Here is a 25,282-nt window from a genome sequence, read left to right on the forward strand (position 1 = left end):
GCCCGACACACACCCCCACCGCCCGACACACACCTCCCGCCCGACACCTCACGACGGCCCGTCGTCAAAACACCCCGCGGACAATGAAGTTGCCCGCTTCCGAGGCGCGCCCCGACCATGACGGCATGGACAGGAAAGCGCGCCCCCACACCGGCACGGCCACCCCCAGGGACACCGGCACCGCCACCGCCGCCGGCACCGCCACCAGCTCCAACACCACCGGCATCAACGCGAGCATGAACATGACTGACGCCCCGTACGCCACCCCCTCGCACACGGCCGCCTCACACACCACCACCTCACGCACCGGCGCCCCACCCACTGCGGCCCCCGCTACGGCCCCCGCCCCGCCCCTCACCATCCGGCTCGCCATACCCACCGACACCCCGGCGATAGCCGCCATCCACCAGGCATCACGGCAGGTCACCATGCCCTACCTGCCGCCCCAGCGCCGTACCCATGACGAGGTCACCCGCTGGGTCCGGGAGATCGTGCTGCCGCAGTGTCACACCGTCGTCGCCGCCCGTGGTCCGGAGCTCCTCGGCTATGCCGCCGTCCGGGGCGAGCTGCTCGACCAGCTCTATCTGCGCCCGGACGTCCGCCGCACCGGCATCGGCAGCCTCCTGCTCGCCGCGGCACGGCGACACCGCCCGGACGGCCTGTTGCTGCATGTCTTCCAACTCAACGCGGAAGCCCGGGCGTTCTACGCCCACCACGGCTTCCGGGTCGTGGCCACGGACGACGGCAGGGGCAACATGGAGAACCTGCCGCAGCTCACCCTCCGATGGACGCCGGCTTCCGTCCCCGTTCCCCCTCGGGGAACCCCCTAGGGGATGTCACAGGTCAGCAGCAAACCCCGCCCCGATCCCCCAGCTCGACCACCCAATCCACGCGGACCAGGTACTTTCGAGTACGTGGCTGGATTCAGGATGGGTCGCGGACGGAATGCCCGCCCCGCGCAGAACGGACAGCAAGGGCACCAGGGGCAGCAGGCTCCGTACGGACAGCAAGGGCCGTACGGGCAGCAGCCCCCACCGCCGCACGGGCAGTGGCAGCAGCCACCGCAGCAGTACGGCGGCGGGCCACAGGCCCAGCCGCACGGGCAGCACGGCGAGCCCGAGTACTTCGGCGACGGCGGCTACCACCCCCAGCAGTCCTACGCGCCGTACACGAACGACAACAACCCAGGTCACACCCAGCAGTTCAGCGTCGGCGAGGCGCCGGACGCCTACGGTGCGCAGCCGGGCGGGTACGACAACGGCCCCGACGCCGCGTACGCGGCCGGCGGCACCTACCGCGCCGGGCAGACCAGCGCACCGCCGGCCGGCCCCAAGCTGCACTGGAAGCAGCTGCTGTCCGGCATCGTGCTGCGCCCCGAGGCCACGTTCTGGCAGATGCGCGACCACGCGGTCTGGGCCCCCGCCCTCCTCGTCACCTTCCTCTACGGCCTGCTCGCGGTCTTCGGCTTCGACAAGGCCCGCGCGGATGTGCTGAACGCCACGCTGTCCAACAGCATCCCCTGGGTGCTGATCACCGCGGTGATGTTCATCATCGGCAGCCTGATCCTGGGCGCGGTCACCCACACCATGGCCCGCCAGCTCGGCGGCGACGGCGCCTGGCAGCCGACCATCGGCCTGACCATGCTGATCATGACGATCACGGACGCGCCCCGGCTGCTCTTCGCCATGTTCCTCGGCGGCGACAGCGCCCTGGTGCAGGTGCTGGGCTGGCTGACCTGGCTCGCCACCGGCTATCTGCTCACCTCCATGGTGAGCAAGTCGCACGACCTGCCGTGGCCCAAGGCCCTCGGCGCCTCCGCGATCCAGCTGGTCGCCCTGCTCGCCCTGCTGAAGCTCGGCACGTTGTAACGCCGTCCCGGCCACGGGCAAGGGGCCCGCCCCGGAGCACACAAGCTCCGGAGCGGGCCCCTTGCCGTACGACCGCACACCCTGCCGCACAGGGACAGGCACCAGGAGAGGCGCCGCCCGGCCTGGGCGAACGCTGCCCCGTCTAGGCGAACCGCTGCCCGGCCGACCCGTCACACCCCTGCAACCGCAGCGGTTCCTTCGCCGCCCCCAGCGTCAGGCACAGCGACGGCGCGGCGGCCGGCCGGATGGTGCCGTCGGCCCGTACGAACTCCTGGTTGGCCGCGCCCGAGCAGTTCCACAGCACCAGACCGGCCCCGGCCGCGTACCGGGCGCCGGGCACGTCCAGACACCGGTCCTGGGTCAGCTCCACATGCACCGACCGCCGCTCGGGGTCGTACCACCAGCCCTGGTTGCGCCCGCCGTGGCAGTCCCAGCCGCCGACCGCCGTCCCGTTGCCGCTCGCGCCGCCGGTCGCATCCACACAGCTGCCCGTGGCGGCGTTCTTCAGCGGCCGGTACGCGTCGTCCCAGGCCCCCGCGTACAGCTTCGGCTGCCCGGTGCTCGCCGAATCGGCGCAGGACGCCTCCCGCAGCCCCGACACATACAGCTGGGTCAGACACGAGGCGAACGCGCCGTGCCCGCGGGCGTTGGGGTGGAAGGACTGCCGCACCGAGTTCGCGTTCGGCGGGAAGGGGTTGGTGAGGTTCACCCACAGCCCGCGGGCCCAGGTGTCCTCCATGCACACCTCGTGCCCGTGGAACAGCCGCGAGGCGTCCAGATAGGTCGCGCCCGTGTCCCGCGCGGCCGTCCGCATCCCCTTCTCGAACGCCGGCACGGCGGCATTGCGCCCCCAGCCCGCGTCGGAGGTGTAGCCGGTACAGCCGCCCGGCAGCTTCCCCGGGTAGTGCGGGTTGTCCGTCACATCCGGCCCGATCGGACTCGGATACGACATCACCACGAGCCGGTAGTCACCGTCCGCGTACCCGGCGTCCCGCATCACGGTCCGCAGATCGGCCACCGTCCGCTCGACCTTCGGCACCAGAGCGTCGACCCGCGCCTGCCAGCCCGGCTGGTACTTCGGCTCGCAGGTGCCCTGGAACAGGAACCAGCGCTCCACGCAGTCCGTCATCACCGGCCCGAACTGCAGATCGTCATTGGCGCCCGCAACCAGCAGCACCATCTTCAGCCGCGTATTGCGGGCCTTGATCGCCAGACTGTCGCTCTGCACCAGCTCATCGGCGTACTGCTTGCTGCCACCGATCACGATGTTGCCGCTGGAGGCACCGGAGCAGGCGACGTTGTACGTCACATCCGCCGCGATCCCGGTCCGGTGGATCGCCGAGTCCGGCGACCGGTGACACCAGTTGTCCGGCCCGTCGGTACCCGGCTCGTACGTCCCGACGCCCTCCCCCGAGATCTCGCTGTCCCCCAGCGAGATCACCGCGGTCTTCCGCTCCCCGACCGGCCGCTCGGCCGGATCCCCGTACAGCCCGGCCGCCTCCCGCGCCCGGATCTGCTCCAGTTCGGGCGACAGCGGCTTGGCAGCCGGCCCGTCCCGTCCCACGGCCCCGGCCGCGGCACTCGCCCCGCCCGCCGCCACGGTGCACACCAAGGTCAGCGCCGCCGCCGAGGTCGCCACCACCGCCCGGAACCGCCGCCGGGCACCCGCCCCGGACCCCGTACGCCACCCACGTAACGCCCCCCGCCCACGTCTCGCACGCACCATGGGGCCTCCCCTCCGGTCTGCTGTTACCGCGGGTTCTAGTCGCAGCCGGACCCGGACGGAACACCCGGAACGGGATTGGCCGGATCCCGCACACAGCAGACCACCCGACCGCCAACTCCCTTACGGGGATCGGCGACCGGGTGGATCGACGACGTAACGTGCCAGACGACCTCAGGCGTCGAGTATCTGCCCCTCGCGCCGCACGACCGGCGGCTCGACGCTCCAGGGGAAGTTGATCCACTCGTCCGTGCGCTTCCACACGTACTCGCACTTCACCAGCGAGTGCGGCTTCTCATAGATCACCGCGCTGCGGACCTCCGCCACGGTCCCCTGGCAGAAGTCGTGGACGAGCTTGAGCGTCTTGCCGGTGTCCGCGACATCGTCGGCGATCAGCACCTTCTTCTCCGAGAAGTCGATCGCGTTCGGCACCGGCGCCAGCATGACCGGCATCTCCAGGGTGGTCCCCACCCCCGTGTAGAACTCCACGTTCACCAGGTGGATGTTCTTGCAGTCCAGCGCGTACGCCAACCCCCCGGCGACGAACACCCCGCCACGGGCGATCGACAGCACGACATCGGGCTCGTACCCGTCGTCGGCGATCGTCTGCGCCAGCTCGCGGATCGCCCCACCGAACCGCTCGTACGTCAGGTTCTCCCGCACGTCACTCACGTATCTCTCTCAGACCTTCTGTGTCCACGCTCTGCCACGCGCCCGCCCTGAGCGCGCCCCCCGCACCGACGCGGCTGTGTCCTACCTGGTCATACCTGCGAACGGTGGAAGTTCTTGAACGACCGGGACGGCGTCGGACCGCGCTGCCCCTGGTAACGGGAGCCGTACCGCTCACTGCCGTACGGGTGCTCGGCCGGCGAGGTCAGCCGGAACATGCACAGCTGCCCGATCTTCATGCCCGGCCACAGCTTGATCGGCAGCGTGGCGACATTGCTCAGCTCCAGCGTCACGTGGCCGCTGAATCCCGGGTCGATGAACCCGGCGGTCGAATGCGTCAGCAGCCCCAGCCGCCCCAGCGAGCTCTTCCCCTCAAGCCGGGACGCAAGATCATCAGGCAGCGTGATGACCTCGTACGTCGAGGCCAGCACGAACTCGCCCGGGTGCAGGATGAACGCCTCATCCCCCTCGGGCACGACCTCACGGGTCAGATCGCACTGCTCGACGGCGGGGTCGATGTGCGGGTAGCGGTGATTCTCGAACACCCGGAAATAGCGGTCGAGCCGCACGTCGATGCTGGACGGCTGCACCATCGATTCGTCATAGGGGTCGATGCGCACCCGACCAGCATCGATCTCGGCCCGGATGTCCTTGTCTGAGAGAAGCACGCAGACGAGGATACGCGCCCACCCGGCCCCCCTCGCACGACGAGGGCCCGGCCCCCATCAAGGAAGCCGGGCCCCAGACCACTCCTCGTTACGTCTGTTCGTTACGTCTGTGCGTTACTTCTGCTCGCCGCTGCCGATCTTCCTGCGTGCCGCCGCTCCGATACCGGTTCCGATACCGGTCGCTACCGCTTTGCGTACTCGACGGGCACCGAGTGCCGCAGCCGAGCGCAGCGCGGGCAGCGCAACAGCCGTCCGGGACCGAGCCGGTCGGTGGTCTGCATCGGGAACGAAGCGGTGCTGAACACGTGGCCCTCGGCACAACGTACGACGGTGCGCTCCATCAAGTCCCTCTCCCAACTGCGTGGACAACAAAAGCCACATTAGGGGATGAACTGGGCGCCCTCACAGGCGGCACTCCGGTGCCCAACCGTACGCCCCAACTCCCGCGCCCCGCACACGCATCCCACCCGCGCCCCACCCGCCGAGCGACCCCCGGCCCACGCCGGCCGGCACGCCGCCACACAGCCTCGCGGGCATGCCAAATGCACCACGAGGTGGCGATGGGGTAGAGTGTGCGACGATGTTCCGCTCTCGACAGAGACGGAATCACGCGGGTGTAGTTTAATGGTAGAACATGAGCTTCCCAAGCTCAGAGCGCGGGTTCGATTCCCGTCACCCGCTCCACAGTTGAGGCCCAGGTCAGGGACCTGGGCCTTGTTTGTTGTCTGGACCAGTTCAGGCGTCGCGCACCAGATCCGCACCAGAAGGCTCACCGGAAGGCTTCTGGCGGGCCTTGCTGCGGGCAGCCCGCAGCAGGTCGTCCAGCCCGCTCGCGACTTCCTGTTGCCGCTCCAGATCCGAATGCTGGTAGATCAACGCGGCCTTCTCCGACGACTGGCCGGCGCGGACCATCGTGTCCTTGAGCGTCGCTCCCGACCGCGTCGCCAGGGTGTGACCGGTGTGACGAAGGTCGTAGAAGCGGAAGCCCTCCGCCGCTTGCCCGCGTCCGACTTGGTGTCGCCGCGCGCACGATGGCCGGTCGTCAGCTCGGGGGCGGCCATGCGGACGCGAATGGTCATCTCGTCCAGGTCCACGTCCTTGCGGCGCAGCTCGGCCTGTTCCTCCGGCCGCATGGGACCGTACGCGCCGAGGAAGACCATCAGACGCCAGCGAGGCCCGAGGGCGTTGGCGAGCGCGTCGACCTGGTCGACGGTGGCGATCTGGCGTTCGCCGGCGGACTCCTTGCCAGCGCCCCTGATACGGCAGGGGTGCGGCGGATCAGCTCGTCGTCGACCGCGGTCTCCATGATGGCCTTGAGCAGTCGATAGGACTTGGCGACGGTCGTGGGCGCACCCGTGGACGCCAGCCGCTCGGTACGCCATGTGCGGACGCATGGGGCAGTGATCTCGTCGAGGTCCAGGCCTCGAAGGTGGGCAGGATGTGCAGGCGCAGAAGCCGCCGGTACAGCTCGTCCGTGGTGGCGGAGAGGCCGCGCTCGTCCACCCACTGGAGTGCGTACTCCCTGAAGTTCACCGCGCCGGCGTCCGGGTCCTGCCAGTTCCCGCGCGTGAGATCGGCCTCGATCTGTGAGAGCCAGACCTCGGCGTCCTTCTTGGTCTCGAAGGTCTCAGGTGCACGGAACTCCTGGCCGTCCGGTCCCAGGTAGCTCGCGGTCCAGCGGCCAGACCGGTACTGACGCACCGCGCCGAAGCGGCGGCGGGTGCCCTTCGCGTTCCCCATCAGGCGGCCCTCCCGAGGCGTGAGCGACGACGGATGGGCTGAACGGTGTTGCCCTCGATGTAGGCAACGAGGGCGCTCTCCTTGATGCGCACGTGGCTGCCGACCCTGACGAAGGCGATCCGGCGCTCGGCGATGAGGCGGCGCGGGAAGCGGGCGGTCGTGCCGAGGCGTGCGGCGGCTTGGTCAACCGTGAGCAGGGAGTCGGTCACGATCGCTCTCCTTCCTGGGCAAGGGCTTCCCGGGCGGTGTCGCGGTTGGTCTGGATGTCGCGGGCGATGGTGGCGGCGAGGGCGGATTCGCCGGGGGTGTGACCGTGGCCGACGTACTGCCAGTCGGTCAGGACGAGGACGGTGTCCGGCTCCGGGCGTTCATGGCCGAGGGCTTCGTGTTCCTGGGCGGCGCGAAAGTCGGCGCGGGCACCGAGCCGCCCACCGGTAGGCCACCGCCCCACGCGCAGATCGCTGAGCGGCCGACGCCACCAGCAGTCGGCGGCGCCAGCTGATCGGAGCTACGGGCCCGGCCGCGTGCTGCAGGAGCCCGGTTCAGGGCTGACCGGTTCCACCACGGGTACGTGGGCTATCGGGTGGCATCGCAGGTGCAGCAACGGCTTGTCCCCCGCAAGTCCGGTGTTGCCCTCGGTCACCTTGAGCGCAAATCGGCCTGCTCCTCCTGCCGCATGGGCCCCGGGGCCACAGGGCCCCGCTAGCACGGGAGTTGGGCCTGGATGGTCTTGCCGGCTCCGGGGGTGGGGGTGATGGCCAGGTGGCTGGTGAGGTGGCGGATCATGCGCCAGCCGAATCCACCGCTGCCGCCGTTGAGATCAGGTGTGCGGTCGCGGGGGCTGAGCCGAGGTCGCCGACCGCGGCGGTCAGCGCGTCCGGGCCGGCAAAGAGGTGGAGGGCGTAACGGCCCGCCGCCGCTTCCTGGTGCAGCTTCCCTCAGGCGTGGACGACAGAAGCTCGGCCATCGCCTTCACAGAAAACCTGTCACGGCGGTGGTAGACATGCCGCCCCCCCCGGGGGTTAGGATTTTCGTCGTAGCCAAGAGATCGAAAGGCGCGGCAGAGGTCGAACTGCCGCGCGTGCAGTGCCAGAAGAGGTACGGCAGTGGAGTCGCGGGGCCGAAAGGTATGCAGGTGGGCCCCGCAACTGACTGCCGGGCCGGGCGGCCCCTGGGGCCGCGAGCGGGATCACTGGATCCGCAGTAGCAAGCAAGCCAGAAGAAGGATGAGAAGGAGGCAGGCGCCATCAGGATCGCCCGGGCGAGGAAGTGAGTCCGCTCGGGTACCGCAGGCCCCGGATTGGAAGGTGGTCCCCGGTCACGCATCCGCGATCCCCGCACTTCCCGCCCTCTCCCGGGCGACGGTGCGGAAACAGAAAGCCGGCACCGCAGTAAGTCGGCAGATGGTGTTCAATCCCTCGGGGCCCTGGTGCGTGTTCGGCACCAGGGCCCCACGATGCATTCCCCCATCAGAGGTGCAAATGACCGCAGAAATCTCTCACGACCGTCTCAACGACGAGGACTATCCCGCCTACACCATGGGTCGAGCCGCCGAAATGCTCGACACCACCCCCGCCTTCCTGCGGGCCCTCGGTGAGGCCAAGCTGATCACGCCGTTGCGTTCCGAGGGCGGCCACCGCCGCTACTCCCGCTACCAGCTGCGTATCGCCGCACGCGCCCGCGAACTCGTCGACCAAGGGACCCCCGTCGAGGCCGCCTGCCGCATCGTCATCCTCGAAGACCAGCTCGACGAAGCTCAGCGCATCAACGAAGAACTGCGCGCTTCACCCTCCGGTCCCCACCTCAAGACCGACGTCTGAAGTCCGCTTCCGCGCCCGCGCACGGCGGCCGCGCCGGGGACGTTCAGTCGGCGTCGGACAGGCCGGCGTCACAGCTGACCCGCAGCAGCACGCAGACGGGCTCCGTCGATATCGTCGCCGGAGCTCTTCGCCGTCAGCCTGACGCCAACCGGGCTGAGCACCGCGGTCGAGATGTCCCCTGATCCGGCGGCAGCGTCCGAGGCTCCGCGCCTCTGATTCCTCCGGGCCGGGCGGGCCATCGGGACATGGGACCGATGAGACCCACGAGCCGGCAGACCGCAGTGGTCAGCCGACGGCGAGGGAGATGGCGATGTAGTGCGCGGTGAAGCCTGCCACCGTCAGGGCGTGGAAGACCTCGTGAAAGCCGAACCAGCGAGGTGAGGGGTCGGGGCGCTGGAGGGCGTAGACCACCGCGCCCACGCTGTAGAGGAGACCGCCGGTCACGACCAGGGTGAGTACGGCCACTCCGCCGGTGTGCAAGAAGTCGGGCAGGTAGCGCACCGGTGCCCAGCCCAGGGCCAGGTAGCAGGGGGTGTACAGCCAGCGGGGAGCTCCGACCCACAGGACGCGGAAGGCGATGCCGACCAGCGCCCCCGTCCACACGACCCACAGCAGGACGGGTCGCTGAGCCGAAGTGAGGAGGAGCACGGCCAGGGGGGTGCAGGTGCCGGCGATGATGAGGAAGATATTGGCGTGGTCGAGACGACGCAGAACGGCCTCACCGAGCGACCCCCAGGTACCGCGGTGGTAGATGGCGCTCGTCCCGAACAGCAGCAAGGCGGTGACGGCGTACACAGTGCAGGCCAAGGCAGCCTGCGGGGTCCGGGCCAGGCGGATCAGGACGACGCCAGCAATCAGCGCGGCGGGGACCGTTGCGGCGTGGAGCCAGCCACGAAGCTTCGGTTTGATCGGCTCCACCAGGTCGGCCCCTCGCTCCACCAGAGCGGCAATCGGGTGAGGGCCCTCACCGGCACTGGCGCGGTGCGCTTCGCGGGGTTGGCCGGCTGGAGCACGTGCTCCCCTCACCGGGGCGAGGGGCACACTTGCGGATTCGGCGGCGTCGCGGGACACGGCTTCCGTCCTCCTTCGTGCTGTCGGGCCTCGCTGACAACCAGGTAGCCATGGCAGGAGTGACCCCGCAACAGCGTTTGGGGAGGTCAGCCTCGGACCGTCGGGCCTGCATCGCCACAGCCGTCAGGTCAGGCCCGGGCCGGGTGCCCCAGCAAGGCCGACGCCGTCTCCAGTGGTGTGAGAGCGGTCGGGGGCACGAGCGCGGCGGCTGGGCGGCACACGAAGCCGAGGCGGCTCAGGGCTCGGGTCACTTCACCGGCGGAGAAGTCACGGCGATCCTGCCGGGTGATGATCTCCCCGACCTGCTTGACGGGGTAATGGCGGCGACCGATGAGCACGGACTCACCCGTAACGGGTTCGGGTTTGATGCCCTTCATCGCATCCTGCACCTCGGTCTTGAGCAGGTCGAAGGGGAAGCGGGCGATGACGACGCGCATAGTGCCTCTACAAGGTCGAAGAGAAGCCGGAAACGGATCGCCGGCCGGGCGGGAGCGGTATCCACGGGTGAGGACGACGACGCTCAGGGCGTGCCCGTCCTCACCGATCACGGGCGAGGTCCCGCAGCGCGCGTTGCGTCGCCGGCTGCCTTGCCGGAGTGGTCCGCTTGGGGGTGGCTCCGAAGCATCGACGAAAGCCTCCGTGACGAGGGTGGCGATCCGACGAGCTGAGCGTGATGGTCCGGGACCGGCCTAGGCGGCCGGGGCCGAGGAGGTCTGCCGCGCAGTCGGTGTCGCGGTTCGGGCTGATCCGGCGGCACGGCGGGCCTGGGCGGGGCGGCTGCGGCGGCCGCGCGTGGGGGAGCCGCTGCGCTTGGCGCGTTCGACGACCGGTGCGGCGATGGTGACCGGAATGCCGGAGGGTGCCTGGGCGCCGGTGATGCGGCTCAGTTCGGCCTCGCCGGAGCGGACCTGGGTGGACTGCGGGGTGATGCCCGCGTCAGCCATCAGGCGATTCATGGTGCGGCGCTGGTTGGGCAGGACGAGGGTGACGACGCTGCCGGACTCGCCGGCGCGGGCGGTGCGTCCCCCGCGGTGCAGGTAGTCCTTGTGATCGCTCGGCGGGTCGACGTTGACGACGAGGTCGAGGTTGTCGACGTGGATGCCGCGGGCGGCGACGTTGGTGGCCACCAGGACGGTGACCTGGCCGGTCTTGAACTGGGCCAGGGTGCACGTGCGTTGGGGCTGGGACTTGCCACCGTGCAGGGCCGCGGCGCGCACGCCGCTGTTCAGCAGGTGTTGGGTGAGGTTGTCGACCGCGTGCTTGGTGTCCAGGAACATGATCGACCGGCCTTCGCGGGCCGCGATCTCGGTGGTGGTGGCGTGCTTGTCGGCACCGTGGACGTGCAGCACGTGGTGCTCCATCGTGGTCACGGCGCCCGCCGAGGGATCGACGGAGTGGACCACCGGGTCGGTGAGGTAGCGGCGGACCAGGAGGTCCACATTGCGGTCCAGGGTGGCCGAGAAGAGCATGCGCTGCCCCTCGGGCCGGACCTGGTCGAGCAGGGCGGTGACCTGGGGCATGAAGCCCATGTCGGCCATCTGGTCGGCCTCGTCCAGCACGGTGATGGCGACCTGGTTCAGTCGGCAGTCGCCGCGCTCGATGAGGTCCTTGAGCCGTCCCGGCGTGGCGACGACCACTTCGGCCCCACCGCGCAGTGCGCTTGTCTGACGGCCGATCGACATCCCGCCGACCACGGTGGCCAGCCGCAGCTTCAGCGGCCGGGCGTAGGGGGTGAGTGCGTCGGTGACCTGCTGGGCCAGCTCCCGGGTGGGGACCAGGACCAGGGCCAGTGGCTGGCGGGGCTCGGCGCGCTGTCCGGCGGTGCGGGCCAGCAGGGCCAGACCGAAGGCCAGCGTCTTGCCCGATCCGGTGCGTCCGCGGCCGAGAACATCGCGTCCGGCCAGCGAGTTCGGCAGCGTGGCGGCCTGGATGGGGAACGGGGCGGACATGCCTTCCGCGGTGAGGGCCGCCCGCAGCGCCGACGGCATGTCCAGCTCGGTGAAAGTCTCGGCCGGGGGCAGGGCGGGAGTGTGGGTGACGGGCAGGGCGAACTCTCCCTGCAGTGTCGCGGGACGCCGTCCGGGGCCCCCGGAACGGCCCGTGCCCGAGCGGTTCGGCCCGCCGGAGCGGTAGCCGCCGCGGCCGGAGCCGGACGAGCCGGCAGAGCGGGAGTAGCGGTCATTCGTGCGAGCTGTGCGGTTCATGGAGAACCTTCCTCGATGCGGTACGTCGAGGAATTCCCGGCGGCAATGAGCCGCACACAAAGAATCGCAAGAACGAACCGATGAATTGAGATGAAACGAAGCGGGGCGGAAATATGTCGACCTGCACGCAGAAGCGGGACCGGCAACGCTGCAAAGAAGAGCGAAACAGTTGCCGGAGCATGAATGCGGGCGGATTGCCCGCCGTGTCATAGCGTCGGGAAGTCGAACTGGCTGCCCGCACGCCGCGTGTGCGGCCGTTGCGGGGCACACGGGAAACACCGAAAAGCAACGAGCTGGGGCCCGCACCCAAGGTGCGGGCCCCAGCTACGGTGTACGCGTCAGCGTCAGGCGGGAACGATGTTCTCGGCCTGCGGGCCCTTCTGGCCCTGCGTGACGTCGAAGTTCACCTTCTGGCCTTCCTGCAGCTCGCGGAAGCCCTGGGCTGCGATGTTCGAGTAGTGGGCGAAGACGTCGGCGCCGCCGCCCTCCTGCTCGATGAAGCCGAAACCCTTTTCCGCGTTGAACCACTTCACGGTGCCAGTAGCCATGTCATATCTCCTTCGGGGCAGTGCCCGGAGCCCACACCGTGCGGGCTCCGTATCGCTGCGTTGATTGCCCGTCCGGAAACAAACACCGGAAATACGAAAACGCTCCGCCGTGTACGACAGCGAGCACGCTTGAAGTCTTGGGAACCACAACTGCAACTGAGATCGACGGTAGCACGGTACTGGCGGCCGTGCGCGGCACATGATCCCGACGCTTTCGAGAGGGTAAAAAACAACTACCGCCCCCGTGGCCATTTCTACAGTTGCGGTATGAGATATTCAGCACCGGCGCTCGCCTCTATTCGACCGGAAATGCGCCGCCCTCCTCGGCCACCGCCCAGGCTCCGCAGGCACGGGCCGGGCGCCCTCTGTGCCTGACCGCACCGCGCCGGTACAGTTCGTGCCGCGCCGCGATGTGGCCCTGACGGTTGGGGAATCGTCCGACCCTGCCTGAGGCAACCCCGACGAACCTTTGGAAGCGGGGTGGTGAGCACGCCGGCCCTGCACACTTGCACCAGCAATCCCGCCGCGGGTACCCACGTGCCCCTCTCTTCCGCCTGCCTGCAAGGGAATCTTGACGGCAAGCAGTCGCCTCCCGAAGACGTCCGTGCCCTCCGCATGCCCCAACGAGCGGTGAATCACGGTCAATACGGGTCCCCACCGACCCTCTTCACTCTGCCCCACGGCACGCGTTTGCGCAGGTCAGATCCGCAATGGCGCGTACACGCCCCGTTGATTCCCAAGCTCAGAGCGCGGGTTCGATTCCCGTCACCCGCTCCACAGTTGAGGCCCAGGTCAATGACCTGGGCCTTGTTCGTTGTCTGGACCACTTTTCCGGCGAGTGTTGAACGCCGGTGCATCACCGGCCTGGCCTGTGGTGACGACGAAGGAGGGCTGCAGCGGCAGCCTGCCTGTTCGCCTGCGCGCGGAGTCTCGCCACAGCAGGCTGGAGACGAGATGCCCGTGCCCAAGGGGCAGAATCGTTCGAGGCGGGCGGCCGCGCATTCGTCGCAGTAACCGGGGTCCAGGCTGCTGGTGCTGTGGAAAGAGAGAGCGGCAGTCCGGACGAGCCCGGTACGGTCGTCGGCTCCCTCGTCAGCGCCGCGGCGGAACGCCGTCCTCCGGCTACGGCAGGTACGGCGGCCGCTGGGACATCGAGGCGTTCTCCCACACCCGCTGGCTGACCGTTGCCACCCGGCACGCCGACTACCCGTTCCGAGTCCCAGCGGGGCTGTGCCGTTCGGCGCGACCCTGGCAGGTCGGTCCGAACGGCACGGCCGGTCAGGGCTCGTCGGCCCTGTTGGGGGTGTTACGGCTTGTGGATGAGCTTGCCGACGGCGTTGGCCTCCATCAGCTGGTCGCTGGCCAGGAACTTCCAGGGCAGGTTGACGAATCCGTGGTCGCCCCAGTTGGGGCCCCAGGAGTTCTCGACCCGCACGCCCTTGCTGTTGTAGCCGACGATGGTGACCCCGTGACCGCCCGCGTACTGCTCACCGGAGGCCGGGTAGTACGTGTAGGAGGCGGCCTTCTGGGAGTTGAGGTAGAAGAAGCTGTTGTACACGCGCATCGAGATGACGACCGGCTCACCCTTGGCCAGCGCGGATTTCACTTCGTCCTTGATCTGGCTGCCGGTGTGCAGTGGGGTGTAGCCGGACAGCTTCCAGTGCGCGGCGTTGGCTCTCTCGCTCGCGGTCGGCTGGGTGGTGTAGTCGAAGTCCCCCTGCCAGTAGTGGGGCTTGGAGTCGATGCCCTGCGACATGGCTATCTTGAAGTGCTGCTGCGGTGAACTGCCGTTGTCGTGCCCCTTGGAAATCTGGGCGTAGGTGTACATGGGCGCCCGGGGGGAGGCGGAGATCTTCTGCTCCCTCTCCAGGATGGTGTAGGCCGTGTAGTCGATGGCCCACGCGGCACAGGAGCCGACCTGGCCCTGATTGCCGGCCGTGGGGGCGTACTTGGTCAGATCGACACTGGCGGGAGGGGTTGCGCCGACCTTCTCCTGCGATGTGCCGGCGTCCGCCGGACGCGGGGCGGCGGCTACCAGCCTCGACTCAACCGACTGGCGCAGCACGGAATCGCGCCACTGCGACCGGGACGGCAGGGCGCCGAGACCATGCGGCAGTTTGCCGTGACCGGCCTGCGGTGCCTGGGCGGGGGCTGAGTTGCGATCGGGTACGTCGGTGCTCGCCGAGGAGACCCCGACGGTCACGGCTCCCATCACTCCCGCCGTGGCGAGCGCGATGACGGTGCGCGACGTGCCGCTGATGGTCTTCCACTTGTGGGAAGCACGACTCATGGATGTCCTCCTGGGACTGCCAGGGCCCTGACAAAAGCCGCTGCGAGGCAGCACTCTCTGAGCCCTGGGTGAGATGGCCGGGACGGATGTCCCGGCGTGCGTGGGTGCCTTAAGGTCCGCCCTACGCGATCCGCCCGTTCGGCAAGGCGAATGGTTCGCGCGTGGACCCGGAAAATGGGAGAGAAATGTAGGGCACCGCTCAATGGATTGAGGGCTGCCACAGCTCTCGTGAACTGGACGCTTTCGAAGGCATGTCCAATGAGCAGCAGAAATTAGCGGAGCCACGCGTCTCGAAGCAAGTCCCAAGTGGCGGCAATCACATACTCGGTGCCGAGGGAGAGGCCATAAGGGACCCCGCGCGGCGTGCGGTGCCACGAACTTGGGGAACCGTGCCGACGCCGTTCCACGCCACCGGATGCACCCTGGGCAGGTCCGTAACAGCACAGGTCACAGCAGGTGTCGCCGCAGGCTCCGGTGCGCGCGACGGCACGCGGTACGCCACGCCGGCACCCCACACCAGGGGATGCGAGGGCACGAGTTTGTTCCGTCCACGAACTCGCCGCACTGTGAACTCCATTGCCCGGCGCCGCCACCCCCGATGAAACGCGCAATACCCGAAGGACAACCTAAATGTCCTTACATCGGCGTCGATGTGCCACTGATGTGCCGGAATGACGGGAGTCGTCGACGAGCCCAGAGAGTTCTGAAAAAAATTCTGGGTTTCTGTTATCCGGCCCGCCCCGCCAGGGTCTCCCAGATATCGAAGGCATGCAGACGCGATGACGAAAGAGAGCGAGGACGGACATGACGCCGGAACGTGAAGCCGCGGTCGTCGCGGCCGCGCAGGCAGGGGACCAGCAAGCGCAGGACGAGCTTGTGGCCGGCTATCTACCGCTGATCTACAACGTCGTCGGACGCGCGCTCCACGGTCACGCGGACGTCGACGACGTCGTGCAGGAGACCATGCTTCGCGTCCTGGACGGACTGGCCGACCTGCGCAGACCGCATCGGTTCCGCTCGTGGCTGGTGTCGGTGACGATGAACGAGATACGCCGGCACTGGCGCAGTAAACAGGCGTCGGCCGCCGCTACGGGGGTGGATGAGGCCGCCGACCTGGCCGATCCCAGTGCGGACTTCGTCGATCTGACCATCATCCGGCTGGGTCTTTCCGGTCAGCGTCAAGAGGTCGCCGAGGCAACCCGATGGCTGGACGAGGGCGATCGGGCCTTGCTGTCCTTGTGGTGGCTGGAGACCGCGGGTGAGTTGAGCCGCTTCGAGGTGGCCGCCGCCTTGAAGCTGCCCGCGAAGTTCGTCGCGGTACGGGTGCAGCGGATGAAGGCGCAGCTGGAAACCGCGCGGGTCGTGGTGCGCGCGCTGTCGGCGACGTCCCGTTGTCCGCGGCTGGAGCCCGTCGTGGCCCGGTGGGACGGTGTTCCCTCCACGCTGTGGCGCAAGCGCATATCCCGGCACGTCCGCGACTGCGGGACCTGCTCGGGGCGGCGCAGCGGCCTCATACCGGCGCAGAGCCTCCTCGTCGGCATCGCCCTGGTACCGCCGAGCGCCACTGTCGCCTGGTCGGCGGCTCAAGCAGGCCACGCCACGGCGGCGTTCGGACCAGCAGCCCAGCTGACCGGTCTACGCGGCGGGAAGGCCGCAGCCATGCGCCCGACGACAGGGCGGCACGCATCGCACCGGCCGACCGGTCGAGGCGGCAGCCGGTCCGGCGGCCACCGCCGTCCACGGGTCCGGCCCCGAGGCACGCACATACTCGCCGGAAGCGCCGCGGTGACGGCCGCGGCAACCGTGATATCCGTATCCTTCGGCTCACCGGACAGTACCCGGCAGGGCGACTCCAAGCCCGCCGCCGTCCACCCGGTCCAGGTGGAGGCGGCGCCGGTAACCGACCCACCACCCCCTACCCCGTCCCCCTCGGCCACCCATCGGCCGGTGGCCTCACCCAGCCGGAAACCGGCCGTCGCGCCACGCACCACCGCACCGTCCCCGACCCACCCGACGCCCACCCCCTCAAGCACTCCGCCCTCGCAGCCGGCCGCCGACGCGGTCGAGCAGGTCCTGACCGTGATCAACAAGGCCCGAGCCGCCCATGACCTGCCGCCCTACACCCTCGCCACCGGCCTCACCCACAGCGCTACGGCGCACAACACGGCGATGGACAACGGGTGCGGTCTGTCCCACCAGTGCCCAGGCGAAGCCTCGCTGGGAGACCGCGAGACAGCTGCGGGCGTCAAGTGGGGCGCCGCAGGAGAAAACATCGGGCAGGCATCGGCAGGACCGGACGCCCAGCAGATCGCAACGGCCGCCGTCAGCCTCACCCAGGACATGCTGAACGAGAAACCACCCAACGACGGCCACCGCCGGAACATCCTCAGCAGCACGTTCACCCACGTCGGCATCGCCGTCCACCGGAATCCCCACGGCACCGTCTGGCTCACCCAGGACTTCTCCGACTGAGCGCCCAGCATCGACGAGTTCACGCAGCCGGTCGCTGAGCGCCGTGTCGCTGATGCCGCGCACTGCGTCTTTCAATCAGCTGGGAGATGATCTTCTGTCGGAGGCCCGCCGAGACCGCACCACACCACCCCACACCAAGCCTCTGACCAGCATAGATACCTGTCCACGCTGGCCAGGATCTTGTCCGAACCTCATTCGGGAGGAAGAGGTAGTGCCCCGTCGCCCTCAGCTGCTCCGCCTCCTGGCCACCAACCAGTACCTGCTCCCCCCTCTCCCGTTCGTCAGCGTTCCTCAGCGAAGGGTTCATCCGCTGCGTAGGGATGGACGTAGCGGTCGTCGTTGAACGGCTTGAACCAACTCGCCAGCCCCATAGGCGCGACGCCGAGGTACTCGCCCACCGGACTCTCGTCGATGCCGTCCGTCGAGTCGTCGTACAACCACTCGTGGTCCATGTCCTCGTAGACCATCTCGGCAAAGCACTCCAGAGCCGACGAGACCCCCTCATCGAGGAGACCAAATGTCTCAAGGGTCACCTCGGCCCGGCCAAGAAGGATCCTCAGTACCAGCTCCTCCGCTACACAGCTCAGCTGCTCGAAGCTGCCCTCCGTGAAGCGTGTGGTCAGGGCAACGGCCGTCACCAGGAAGCGCCGGGCGAAACGCGCGTCGTATTGAAGGGCATAGCGCGGAGGCAGTTCATCAAGCAGCCACATCGGCCGGTCGCACTCAGCGACGTTCGTCTCCTCCTCGGCCAGCGCGTACGCGTCCTGGAACAGCTCGTCCAAGAGGACATCCGTCGCCCACACCAACGCCCCGGCCGCCAGCTCTGCGGCATCGACCGACACCCCGGAGCCGTGGTCGGCGAGATCGTCGCCCTTGTCCTCCTCATCAGGGACGGCGAACATCTCCGGCCCGAAAGCCCGCAGCTGGCCGGCCATGGTGCGCATCCTGCGTCGCGCCGCCTCGGTATCGACTGCGTCGCTCGTCGCGCCAACAGAGGCATCACCAGCAGCCGACTCGATCAGTCGGGCACGCCGCGAGGCGAGATCCTCCGGCGGAGCATCCGGACCGTCGGCCGCCTCCAGGCTCTCCTTCGCGAGGTCGGGGTGCAGCTCGACCTCACACCGCTCGATCGTCCAGTCGGCGAGCAGCTCCGAGCGCTCAAGCAGCTCCTCCACCAGCGTACGGACCGCCTCCTCGGCGAACTCCAGCGCCGGCGCATCCACGAACACCTTCAGTAATGCACCGCCGGGTTGGACGCCCACCCACGTGTCGGCGATCTCCACGTCCACACCGTCCGGACCAACGCCTGGCCGGCGCGGACCACCGTGTCCTTGAGGGGCCCCGATCGGGTCGCCAGGGGGTGGCCGGTGTGCCACAGGCTGTAGAAGCAGAAGCCCTCCGGCATGCCGACGAGTGCCCGCACCTTGCGCCACTTCCGCCCGGGTGGACCGCCGGTACGGCTTGCCCCTCTCCTCCACACACGGCAGTCCGTCCCGAACCTTCTCCGCGTACCAGTCGAGGTGGCTTCGAGGGGCGTCGAGGAAGGCCAGCAGGACTACAAGTCGCATACCCACAACCGTGTTTGGCGGCACGGCGCGGCGCACCCGTCGGCCGGGGCCGCCTTCCAGGCGATGCGAAAGCAGGGGCCATGTGAGTTACGGCGTTTCCGGTCTCCTGCTTGCGGTGGGGGCGCGCCGAACCCTGGAGACACTAGGCACCAAAGCAAACAAACAGCGATTTTTAGATTATCTCCGCAGTCAATCCGCATATCCAGCTGTTTGGGTGGACCTGTCGAGCACCAGATTCCTCCTTGCAACGTTCGAGCCAAGGAGGGGACACGAACATGGCTGACTGGAAGCAGATCTCCGGTGGTCTCACAACAATCTCGGTCGGGTCCAGGACTCATGTGTGGGGAGTCAACTCCCTCGGCCAGATGTACCGATACACCGGACACGACTCCAACCCCTGGATCGGCATCCCCGGCAAAGCCGTGGACATCGGCGTCGCCGCCGACGGCACCGTCTGGCACGTCAACTCGGGCGGGGGGATCTACCGCTACACCGGAGACCAAGGCTCCACCGACTGGGTCGCCGTCTCCGGCGGCCTCACCCGCATCTCCGTCGGATCCAGGACCCACGTGTGGGGAGTCAACTCCCTCGGCCAGATGTACCGATACACCGGACACGACACCAACCCCTGGATCGGCATCCCCGGCAAAGCCGTGGACATCGGCGTCGCCGCCGACGGCACCGTCTGGCACGTCAACTCCGACGGCGCGATCTACCGCTACACCGGAGACCAAGGCTCCACCGACTGGGTCGCCGTCTCCGGCGGCCTCACCCGCATCTCCGTCGGATCCAGGACCCACGTGTGGGGAGTCAACTCCCTCGGCCAGATGTACCGATACACCGGACACGACACCAACCCCTGGATCGGCATCCCCGGCAAAGCCGTGGACATCGGCGTCGCCGCCGACGGCACCGTCTGGCACGTCAACTCCGACGGCGCGATCTACCGCTACACCGGAGACCAGCCGAGCTGACCCCTAGCTGCGACCAGGAGGCCACGGACGACAAGGCACTGGCGGGACGATGGGGAAGTCCCCGAATTCGCACCACCGTTGCGTGCGCAGTCCGACGGTACGGCGGTTTCCTGAAACCATCCTTCATCACTGATCGGCGGCCAAAGACACCACATCACAAGTATCGCGAACGACCGTGCCCCGTCCGTGCCCTTCAGCCCGGTCAACACCGGTCACGAGGGGCACGACGGGACACCGCCGGCCGACCACGAAAGCAGCGTTTCGCAAGGTCAGCACTGAATGAACAGCCAAAGCCCCATTGATTCCCAAGCTCAGAGCGCGGGTTCGATTCCCGTCACCCGCTCCACAGATGAAGGCCCAGTTCAGGGAGCCAACTCCCCGACTGGGCCTCTGTGTTGTCTAGGCCGTCTGAGCGTTTCGTGCCCGCTACGTGCCCGATCGATCCTGATCCGGTCCGGTCTCCGGCTTCTGCCGCGCAGCCCGCACCAAGGCGTCCAGGCCACTGGCAACCTCCTTCTGCCGGTCCAGGTTCGAGTGCTGGTAGAAGAGCGCGGCCTTCTCGGAGGACTGCCCCGCCCGCACCATCGTGTCCTTCAGCGTCGCACCCGATCTGGTGGTCCGCGTGCGGCCGGTGTGACGGAGATCGTAGAAGCGGAAGTCTTCCGGCAACCCGACAGCCGCCCGTGCCCTCAGCCACTTGCGCCCGAAGGAGGAACGGCGAAACGGCGCACCCTTCTCCCCCACGAACAACAGCCCCTCGGCGCCTGTAGACCATCAGCCGCCAACGCAGCCCGATGGCATCCGCCAGCGCATCCACCTGTTCCACCGTGGCGATCTCGCGCTCCACCGGAGACTCTTTGCCCGCGCTCTTGGTTCGGCACGGATTGCGGCGGATCCTCCGAAGGCCCTGAGCGCCTCCCGTCACGCGAAGCGTCCGCCTCGCCATGTTTCGCCCGGGCGGGCGCGTCGCTGTACGGGCTCGACAAACGCCTGGCCCTGGCCGAGACACCACGTTCAGTCAAGATCCGCCTCGCCACCGCACCCTTCTCACTCACGCTGCCCGCGGCACGATTCAGGCGGTCGCGCCGTGCAGGAGGATCGCGTTGATGAAGTCCGGGGCCTGGCGGGAGCCCATGTGGCCTTCGAGTGTCAGCTCCCATGCGGTCTCGGCCAGGCCGCAGAATGTCGAGGCCAGCCAGGTGGCCGGCATGTCGTTGCGCAGCAGCCCGGAGTTCTGGCCGCGTTCCACCAGCGAGGCGGTCCGCTTGAAGACCGCCCTGGCCCGCTCGCTGGCCTCGGGCACGCCCAAGACCTCAGGCTCCACGTAGACGAAGTTCCACAGCTGGGCGAATGGCGTGTACTCGGCGACCACTGTGGCCAGCACCTGCTTCATGGGCGCGGTGTCGACTTCGGCCCGGGCCAGAACCCGGTCGCAGTCGTCCAGGATCTTCTCGGCCATCGCCTGCACCAGCAGCTGGCGTGTGGGGAACAAGCGGAGCAAAGTGGCCCGGCTGATGCCCGCGCGCACCGCGATGACCTGCATCGAAGCCCCTCGGTCTTTGGCGAGGACCGCCGTTGCCGACTCCAGTACCTCCGCCGCGGCGGTACGCATAGTCGCGCCACTCTCCATTGCCTCTTTTGAAGCACTGATGCTTCAATGTATCCTCTGAAGTGTCAGTGACATTGTACTGAAGGGGGGTGTCACTGTTGTCCCGCAGCCGGACCAGCTGAGCGATCGTCACGGTGAGGCACTATCTCTCCGCTGTGCGCCCCGCGCCATCGACGCGGATCGTCCGGGCGCCCAGCAGGAGCACCACCAGCCCAGCCCCGGGCACTTCCACGCCCTCGGCGCACTGAGCACGGATGCCCGCTTCGGCCACGCCCCATCGGTGACGCGGCGGAGCAAGTGCGGCGCGCGAGGCCCGCGCCACGCGAAGTGCCGACCAGCACGTACATGAGCGTGGGTTTGTAGCGGCCCGAAATGGATCGGGCCGCCGCTGAAGCCTGCGCGCCCTTTTCCGCCCAGGGGCCTGCCGCCGCTCGCGGCCGAGCGTTCGTCGAGACCTTGTCGAAGACAGATCACAGATCGGTATCTCAGTCATGACCATGCACCGCCGACGATTCCTGCAGAACATGGGCCTGAGCCTGCCCGGCCTCGCCGCCCTCACGTCCCTGTCCGCCTGCAAGGTCAGCGCGACCGATGCGAACACGTCAGCCTCGTCCGAGGGTGAACGGGTGATCGTCGTCGGTGCCGGGATCAGCGGCCTTGCCGCAGCCCGCCACCTGGCCGAGCAAGGGGAGGACGTGGTGGTCCTCGAAGCGCGCAACCGGATCGGCGGCCGCATCTGGACCAGCGAGAAGTGGGCCGGTGTGCCGCTCGACCTCGGCGCCTCATGGATCCACGGCATCGACGGCAATCCGATCGCCGCGCTCGCCGCGAAGGCCAAAGCGCGGACGGTCGTGACCAACCCTGACAGCTCCACCGAGTACCTCGCCGATGGCAGCGAGGTCGACGATGCCCGGGCGAAGGCGATCGAGCGCTGGCAGAGCAAAATGGAGGACGCTCTGGCCTCGTACCAGGAAGGCACGGACAAGGACGCGTCGGTGCGCAGCGTGGTGGAGCGTGCGCTGGACTGGTCCTCGCTGTCGGACGACGACAAGACCCTGGTCTCGTTCGGACTGAACGACTACGAGCACGAGTACGCGGGCAGCGTGGGCCAGATGTCGGCCCTGCACTTCGACAGCGGGGCGGATATCAAGGGCAAGGACGTGCTGTTCACCGGCGGCTATCGCCAGATCACCGATCTGCTCGCGCGGGGGCTGTCCATCCGGACCGGGCACGTCGTCGAACACATCGACTGGGACTCCAGCGGCGTGACGGTCGGCACCAATAAGGGCACGTTCCACGCCGACCACGTGGTGGTGACGCTGCCGCTGGGCGTGCTGCAGAGCGGCGCGGTCAAGTTCGGCTCCAGCCTGCCCGCATCCAAGCGCACCGCCATCGACAAGCTCGGCATGGGGGTGCTCAACAAGTGCTATCTCCGCTTCCCCAAGGTGTTCTGGCCGGGCACCGACTGGATGACCTACGTGCCGGATGTGGACAAGTACGGCCAGTGGGAACAGTGGATCAACATCAGCCGCCCCACCCGCCAGCCGGTACTGCTCGGCTTCAACGCCGCCGATTTCGGCCGCACGATCGAAGGCTGGAGCGACACCCAGATCGTCAACAGCGCCATGGGAACGCTGAAAACCATCTTCGGCAGTGACATCCCCGCCCCTGTCGGCTACCAGATCACCCGCTGGGCGTCCGACCCGTACGCGCAAGGCTCGTACTCGTTCAACAAGATCAACTCCACACCGGCCATGCGCGACCATCTCGCCGCCAGCGTGGACGACCGGGTGCACTTCGCCGGCGAGGCTACGCACCGCGACTCCTATCAAACCGTCCACGGTGCCTACCTGTCGGGAATCCGCGCCGCCAAGGAAATCGCGGACTGAAAGAGTCGGCCTTGGCGGCGTCCACGCCTTCTCCATCCTTCAATGGCCGGATCGGCCTGCAAGACGCGGCGCCGACCCGGGTCTCTGCCAAGTCGTCCGAGAGCTGCAGACACTCCTCGCCACCCGGACCGACGCCTGCCCCACCTGCCACCCCGACATCTCCACACCCACACCACCTGACCAAGCACTGTTCAGTGCTTGCGTGAACAAGCGAACCAAGTGTCGGTCTCCGGCGCACTCGACGCCGGTCCCGACCCGACGGGAGGAACAACACCGTGGGCTTCATCAGCTGGATCATCCTCGGCCTGCTCGCCGGAGCCATCGCCAAGATGCTGCTGCCCGGCCGCAACCCGGGCGGCCTGCTCGGCACCACTCTCATCGGCGTCGCGGGCGCCTTCGTCGGCGGTTGGCTCTCCGCCCGCTTCCTCGACCGCCCGGTGGAGGAGGACTTCTTCGACCTCTACACCTGGGGCGCCGCGATCGCCGGTTCCCTGGTGCTGCTCATCGGCTATCGCAGCTTGGCCGGCAACTCCCGCGAATGACCCGCCATTGCCGTAAAGCTCGCCGAAGACGATCGTCGTCCCGGCAGGAGTTCCGCATCTGGCCGAAGCTCTGGCAGGGCGCGTCGTTGTCGTGGATCCAGGCTCACGACAACTGCGCCCAGTCTCGGCGCCTCCGTGCTCAGCGACACGTTGCCGCCCTGGACGGCGACAAACCGATGCTTCGTCCCTCGCCCACTGTCAGTTCGTGCGCGCCACCGGCAGGCTGCCGCTGAGCCAGCGGTTCCTCGCAGCGCCTTCAACCGCTCGGCGAGGGCGGCAGCCCCGCTCATCGCCCGCACCCGGCCAAGCAGGTCAACGACCGCCTCGGGGGAGTTCTGACCTGGCCGCCCCACCCGCCGCAACGCCCCGCGTCCCAACCGCTCGACCCGCTGGGAGCCAGCATGACCGCAGAGCCCTTCGGCGCCCCGTCACCCTCGCCCTTCGAGGCGCTGTCCCCGGACGATCCCCGCGAGATCGGCGGCTACCGCGTCTGCGCGCGGCTCGGCACGGGCGGCATGGGCCGCGTCTACCTGGCCTATACCGCCGGCGGGCGCCCAGTTGCGCTCAAGGTGGTCCGGCCTGAACTCGCCGAGGATCCCGGGTTCCAGCACCGCTTCGCCCAGGAGGTCGCCAGCGCCCGGCGAATCCACGGCCTCTACACCGCCCAGGTGGTCGACGCGGGCACCGACGCCACCGCCCCCTGGCTCGCCACCACCTTTGTGCCCGGCCCCTCCCTCCAGCAGGTCGTCCACCGCCACGGCCCGCTGCCCGAACGGACTCTCCTGCTGCTCGTCGCCGGTATCGCCGAGGCTCTTCAGGCGATCCACGCCGCGGGTGTCGTCCACCGCGACCTCAAGCCCGGAAACGTCCTTGTCGCCGCCGACGGCCCCCGCGTCATCGACTTCGGCATCGCCCGCGCCGCCGACGCCAGCCCGCTCACCGGCACCGGCCTGCGCATCGGCTCGCCGGGCTTCATGGCTCCCGAACAGGCCCTCGGGCTGCCCGCCACCCCGCCCACCGACGTCTTCGCCCTGGGCTCTTCGATCGCCTACATAGGCTCCGGCGCGTCCCCCTTCGGCGACGGGCCCGAGTCCGTCTCCCTCTACCGAGCGGTACACGAGGAGCCCGACCTCTCCCACCTTCCGCACGGACTGCACGAGTTGGTCCGGCTCTGCCTGGCCAAGAACCCCGAGGACCGGCCGGATACAGCCTGGCTGATCGAGGCCGCCCGCCGCCACCCCGCAACGGGCGGCGAACTCCGCTTCTCCGACGGCTGGTTGCCCCAGCAGGTCAGCACCGATATCCACCGCCACACCGACCTGCCGACCACGGCTCCCCCGCCCGCGACCCTCCTCGACCCGGCCCGGTTAGCGGCCAACGCCCCGGCCGCACCCGTCCTTCCCGCCCCGGCGCCCAGCCAACCGCAGCCGGCACCCGCCAGACACAGAGACGCGGCCACCGCACGCCGAGGCGCCCGCAACGCGCTCCTGACGACCGCCGCCCTCCTCGTCAGCGCCGCAACGACCTTTGCCCTGCTCAATTCCGATTACTTCGACGACCCCGGCGACCAGAACGTCTCCGCCACCGGCAGCCTCACCCCGACCGCCCCCACCCCGTCCTCCCACTC

Annotated in this window: 20 protein-coding genes, 1 tRNA gene and 4 pseudogenes; 9 read left to right on the forward strand and 16 right to left on the reverse strand. The window is 68.6% G+C overall.

Annotated elements, in window-relative coordinates:
- Positions 1-125: 125 nt before the first annotated feature.
- Entirely contained in the window at positions 126-830 is a 705-nt protein-coding gene (locus EST54_RS35620; RefSeq protein ID WP_239013203.1) for a GNAT family N-acetyltransferase, read from the forward strand.
- A gap of 99 nt (positions 831-929) precedes the next feature.
- Positions 930-1,868: a Yip1 family protein gene (locus tag EST54_RS26295; RefSeq protein ID WP_129250208.1), complete on the forward strand. Its 939-nt coding sequence runs from the start codon at positions 930-932 to the stop codon at positions 1,866-1,868.
- A gap of 142 nt (positions 1,869-2,010) precedes the next feature.
- Here the strand turns inward: EST54_RS26295 and EST54_RS26300 are convergent, their stop codons facing one another.
- From EST54_RS26300 to EST54_RS34790, 4 genes are all read right to left on the reverse strand, one after another.
- Positions 2,011-3,507, reverse strand: coding sequence for a ricin-type beta-trefoil lectin domain protein (locus tag EST54_RS26300; protein ID WP_129250220.1), 1,497 nt, complete (start codon positions 3,505-3,507; stop codon positions 2,011-2,013).
- Between the two features lie 258 nt (positions 3,508-3,765).
- Positions 3,766-4,263 (reverse strand): phosphoribosyltransferase, encoded by a 498-nt coding sequence (locus EST54_RS26305; protein ID WP_129250209.1) that lies wholly within the window; start codon positions 4,261-4,263, stop codon positions 3,766-3,768.
- A gap of 89 nt (positions 4,264-4,352) precedes the next feature.
- Positions 4,353-4,928 carry a dCTP deaminase gene (gene dcd, locus EST54_RS26310; protein ID WP_129250210.1) on the reverse strand — a complete coding sequence of 192 codons (576 nt, stop codon included), beginning with the start codon at positions 4,926-4,928 and terminating at the stop codon, positions 4,353-4,355.
- Positions 4,929-5,110: 182 nt separating this feature from the next.
- Positions 5,111-5,269: a hypothetical protein gene (locus EST54_RS34790; RefSeq protein WP_006604620.1), complete on the reverse strand. Its 159-nt coding sequence runs from the start codon at positions 5,267-5,269 to the stop codon at positions 5,111-5,113.
- Between the two features lie 269 nt (positions 5,270-5,538).
- Between EST54_RS34790 and EST54_RS26315 the strand changes: the two genes are divergently transcribed.
- Positions 5,539-5,612, forward strand: a tRNA-Gly gene (locus EST54_RS26315).
- A gap of 51 nt (positions 5,613-5,663) precedes the next feature.
- On the opposite strand, the pseudogene EST54_RS26320 reads toward EST54_RS26315, so the two are convergent.
- The 3 genes and pseudogenes from EST54_RS26320 to EST54_RS26330 form a co-directional block, all read right to left on the reverse strand.
- Positions 5,664-6,668 (reverse strand): annotated as a pseudogene (locus EST54_RS26320) (tyrosine-type recombinase/integrase).
- Positions 6,668-6,877 (reverse strand): excisionase family DNA-binding protein, encoded by a 210-nt coding sequence (locus EST54_RS26325; RefSeq protein ID WP_129250211.1) that lies wholly within the window; start codon positions 6,875-6,877, stop codon positions 6,668-6,670. The pseudogene EST54_RS26320 and the gene EST54_RS26325 overlap by 1 nt, the downstream one beginning before the upstream one ends.
- A pseudogene (locus EST54_RS26330) lies at positions 6,874-7,086 on the reverse strand (replication initiation protein); the annotation flags it as partial. The pseudogene EST54_RS26330 and the gene EST54_RS26325, both read right to left, overlap by 4 nt.
- Positions 7,087-8,149: 1,063 nt before the next feature.
- Between EST54_RS26330 and EST54_RS26335 the strand changes: the two are divergent.
- Complete coding sequence (locus EST54_RS26335) at positions 8,150-8,488, forward strand: MerR family transcriptional regulator (RefSeq protein ID WP_086715264.1); 339 nt, start codon at positions 8,150-8,152, stop codon at positions 8,486-8,488.
- A 285-nt stretch (positions 8,489-8,773) separates the two neighbouring features.
- Here EST54_RS26335 and trhA read toward each other — a convergent pair whose 3' ends face one another.
- From trhA to EST54_RS26360, 5 genes are all read right to left on the reverse strand, one after another.
- Positions 8,774-9,514, reverse strand: a complete 741-nt coding sequence (gene trhA / locus EST54_RS26340; protein WP_370682716.1) for a PAQR family membrane homeostasis protein TrhA — start codon at positions 9,512-9,514, stop codon at positions 8,774-8,776.
- A 173-nt stretch (positions 9,515-9,687) separates the two neighbouring features.
- A complete protein-coding gene (locus EST54_RS26345; protein WP_042151598.1) occupies positions 9,688-9,996 on the reverse strand; it encodes an SCO5918 family protein in 309 nt (102 codons plus the stop codon).
- 252 nt (positions 9,997-10,248) lie between these two features.
- The gene (locus EST54_RS26350) at positions 10,249-11,763 is read right to left on the reverse strand and encodes a DEAD/DEAH box helicase (RefSeq protein WP_129250212.1); all 1,515 of its coding nucleotides are present in this window, start codon (positions 11,761-11,763) and stop codon (positions 10,249-10,251) included.
- Between the two features lie 344 nt (positions 11,764-12,107).
- On the reverse strand, positions 12,108-12,311 hold the full coding sequence (locus EST54_RS26355; RefSeq protein ID WP_006604711.1) for a cold-shock protein: 204 nt from the start codon (positions 12,309-12,311) through the stop codon (positions 12,108-12,110).
- Positions 12,312-13,617: 1,306 nt separating this feature from the next.
- The gene (locus EST54_RS26360) at positions 13,618-14,601 is read right to left on the reverse strand and encodes a C1 family peptidase (protein WP_129250213.1); all 984 of its coding nucleotides are present in this window, start codon (positions 14,599-14,601) and stop codon (positions 13,618-13,620) included.
- Positions 14,602-15,405: 804 nt separating this feature from the next.
- Between EST54_RS26360 and EST54_RS26365 the strand changes: the two genes are divergently transcribed.
- Positions 15,406-17,073, forward strand: a complete 1,668-nt coding sequence (locus EST54_RS26365; RefSeq protein ID WP_129250214.1) for a sigma-70 family RNA polymerase sigma factor — start codon at positions 15,406-15,408, stop codon at positions 17,071-17,073.
- Positions 17,074-17,354: 281 nt separating this feature from the next.
- On the opposite strand, the gene EST54_RS26370 is transcribed toward EST54_RS26365, so the two are convergent.
- On the reverse strand, positions 17,355-18,356 hold the full coding sequence (locus tag EST54_RS26370; RefSeq protein ID WP_129250215.1) for a hypothetical protein: 1,002 nt from the start codon (positions 18,354-18,356) through the stop codon (positions 17,355-17,357).
- An 11-nt stretch (positions 18,357-18,367) separates the two neighbouring features.
- Positions 18,368-18,671: pseudogene (locus EST54_RS35625) on the reverse strand (tyrosine-type recombinase/integrase); the annotation flags it as partial.
- Positions 18,672-18,916: 245 nt separating this feature from the next.
- Here EST54_RS35625 and EST54_RS26380 point away from each other — a divergent pair.
- The gene (locus EST54_RS26380; RefSeq protein ID WP_129250216.1) at positions 18,917-19,615 is read left to right on the forward strand and encodes a tectonin domain-containing protein; all 699 of its coding nucleotides are present in this window, start codon (positions 18,917-18,919) and stop codon (positions 19,613-19,615) included.
- A 426-nt stretch (positions 19,616-20,041) separates the two neighbouring features.
- On the opposite strand, the pseudogene EST54_RS26385 reads toward EST54_RS26380, so the two are convergent.
- Positions 20,042-20,510, reverse strand: a pseudogene (locus tag EST54_RS26385) (tyrosine-type recombinase/integrase); the annotation flags it as partial.
- Positions 20,511-20,687: 177 nt separating this feature from the next.
- Positions 20,688-21,227, reverse strand: a complete 540-nt coding sequence (locus EST54_RS26390; protein WP_161989324.1) for a TetR/AcrR family transcriptional regulator — start codon at positions 21,225-21,227, stop codon at positions 20,688-20,690.
- A gap of 488 nt (positions 21,228-21,715) precedes the next feature.
- On the opposite strand from EST54_RS26390, the gene EST54_RS26395 reads away from it, so the two are divergent.
- From EST54_RS26395 to EST54_RS26405, 3 genes are all read left to right on the forward strand, one after another.
- Positions 21,716-23,113 carry a flavin monoamine oxidase family protein gene (locus tag EST54_RS26395; RefSeq protein WP_275416072.1) on the forward strand — a complete coding sequence of 466 codons (1,398 nt, stop codon included), beginning with the start codon at positions 21,716-21,718 and terminating at the stop codon, positions 23,111-23,113.
- Between the two features lie 275 nt (positions 23,114-23,388).
- A complete protein-coding gene (locus tag EST54_RS26400; RefSeq protein WP_129250218.1) occupies positions 23,389-23,655 on the forward strand; it encodes a GlsB/YeaQ/YmgE family stress response membrane protein in 267 nt (88 codons plus the stop codon).
- 401 nt (positions 23,656-24,056) lie between these two features.
- On the forward strand, positions 24,057-25,282 hold a 1,226-nt coding region (locus EST54_RS26405), incomplete at its 3' end, for a serine/threonine-protein kinase (RefSeq protein WP_135796898.1).

The organism is Streptomyces sioyaensis, assembly GCF_004122735.1.
Classification (GTDB): Bacteria; Actinomycetota; Actinomycetes; order Streptomycetales; family Streptomycetaceae; genus Streptomyces; species Streptomyces sioyaensis.

Bases quoted from the DNA above. Each gene is read 5' to 3' on its own strand.
- EST54_RS34790 (WP_006604620.1), bottom strand. From the start codon at position 5,269: ATGGAGCGCACCGTCGTACGTTGTGCCGAGGGCCACGTGTTCAGCACC.
- EST54_RS26355 (WP_006604711.1), bottom strand. From the start codon at position 12,311: ATGGCTACTGGCACCGTGAAGTGGTTCAACGCGGAAAAGGGTTTCGGC.
- EST54_RS26365 (WP_129250214.1), top strand. From the start codon at position 15,406: ATGACGCCGGAACGTGAAGCCGCGGTCGTCGCGGCCGCGCAGGCAGGG.
- EST54_RS35620 (WP_239013203.1), top strand. From the start codon at position 126: ATGGACAGGAAAGCGCGCCCCCACACCGGCACGGCCACCCCCAGGGAC.
- EST54_RS26345 (WP_042151598.1), bottom strand. From the start codon at position 9,996: ATGCGCGTCGTCATCGCCCGCTTCCCCTTCGACCTGCTCAAGACCGAG.
- EST54_RS26395 (WP_275416072.1), top strand. From the start codon at position 21,716: ATGACCATGCACCGCCGACGATTCCTGCAGAACATGGGCCTGAGCCTG.
- EST54_RS26390 (WP_161989324.1), bottom strand. From the start codon at position 21,227: ATGCGTACCGCCGCGGCGGAGGTACTGGAGTCGGCAACGGCGGTCCTC.
- EST54_RS26360 (WP_129250213.1), bottom strand. From the start codon at position 14,601: ATGAGTCGTGCTTCCCACAAGTGGAAGACCATCAGCGGCACGTCGCGC.
- EST54_RS26380 (WP_129250216.1), top strand. From the start codon at position 18,917: ATGGCTGACTGGAAGCAGATCTCCGGTGGTCTCACAACAATCTCGGTC.
- EST54_RS26335 (WP_086715264.1), top strand. From the start codon at position 8,150: ATGACCGCAGAAATCTCTCACGACCGTCTCAACGACGAGGACTATCCC.
- EST54_RS26350 (WP_129250212.1), bottom strand. From the start codon at position 11,763: ATGAACCGCACAGCTCGCACGAATGACCGCTACTCCCGCTCTGCCGGC.
- EST54_RS26295 (WP_129250208.1), top strand. From the start codon at position 930: ATGGGTCGCGGACGGAATGCCCGCCCCGCGCAGAACGGACAGCAAGGG.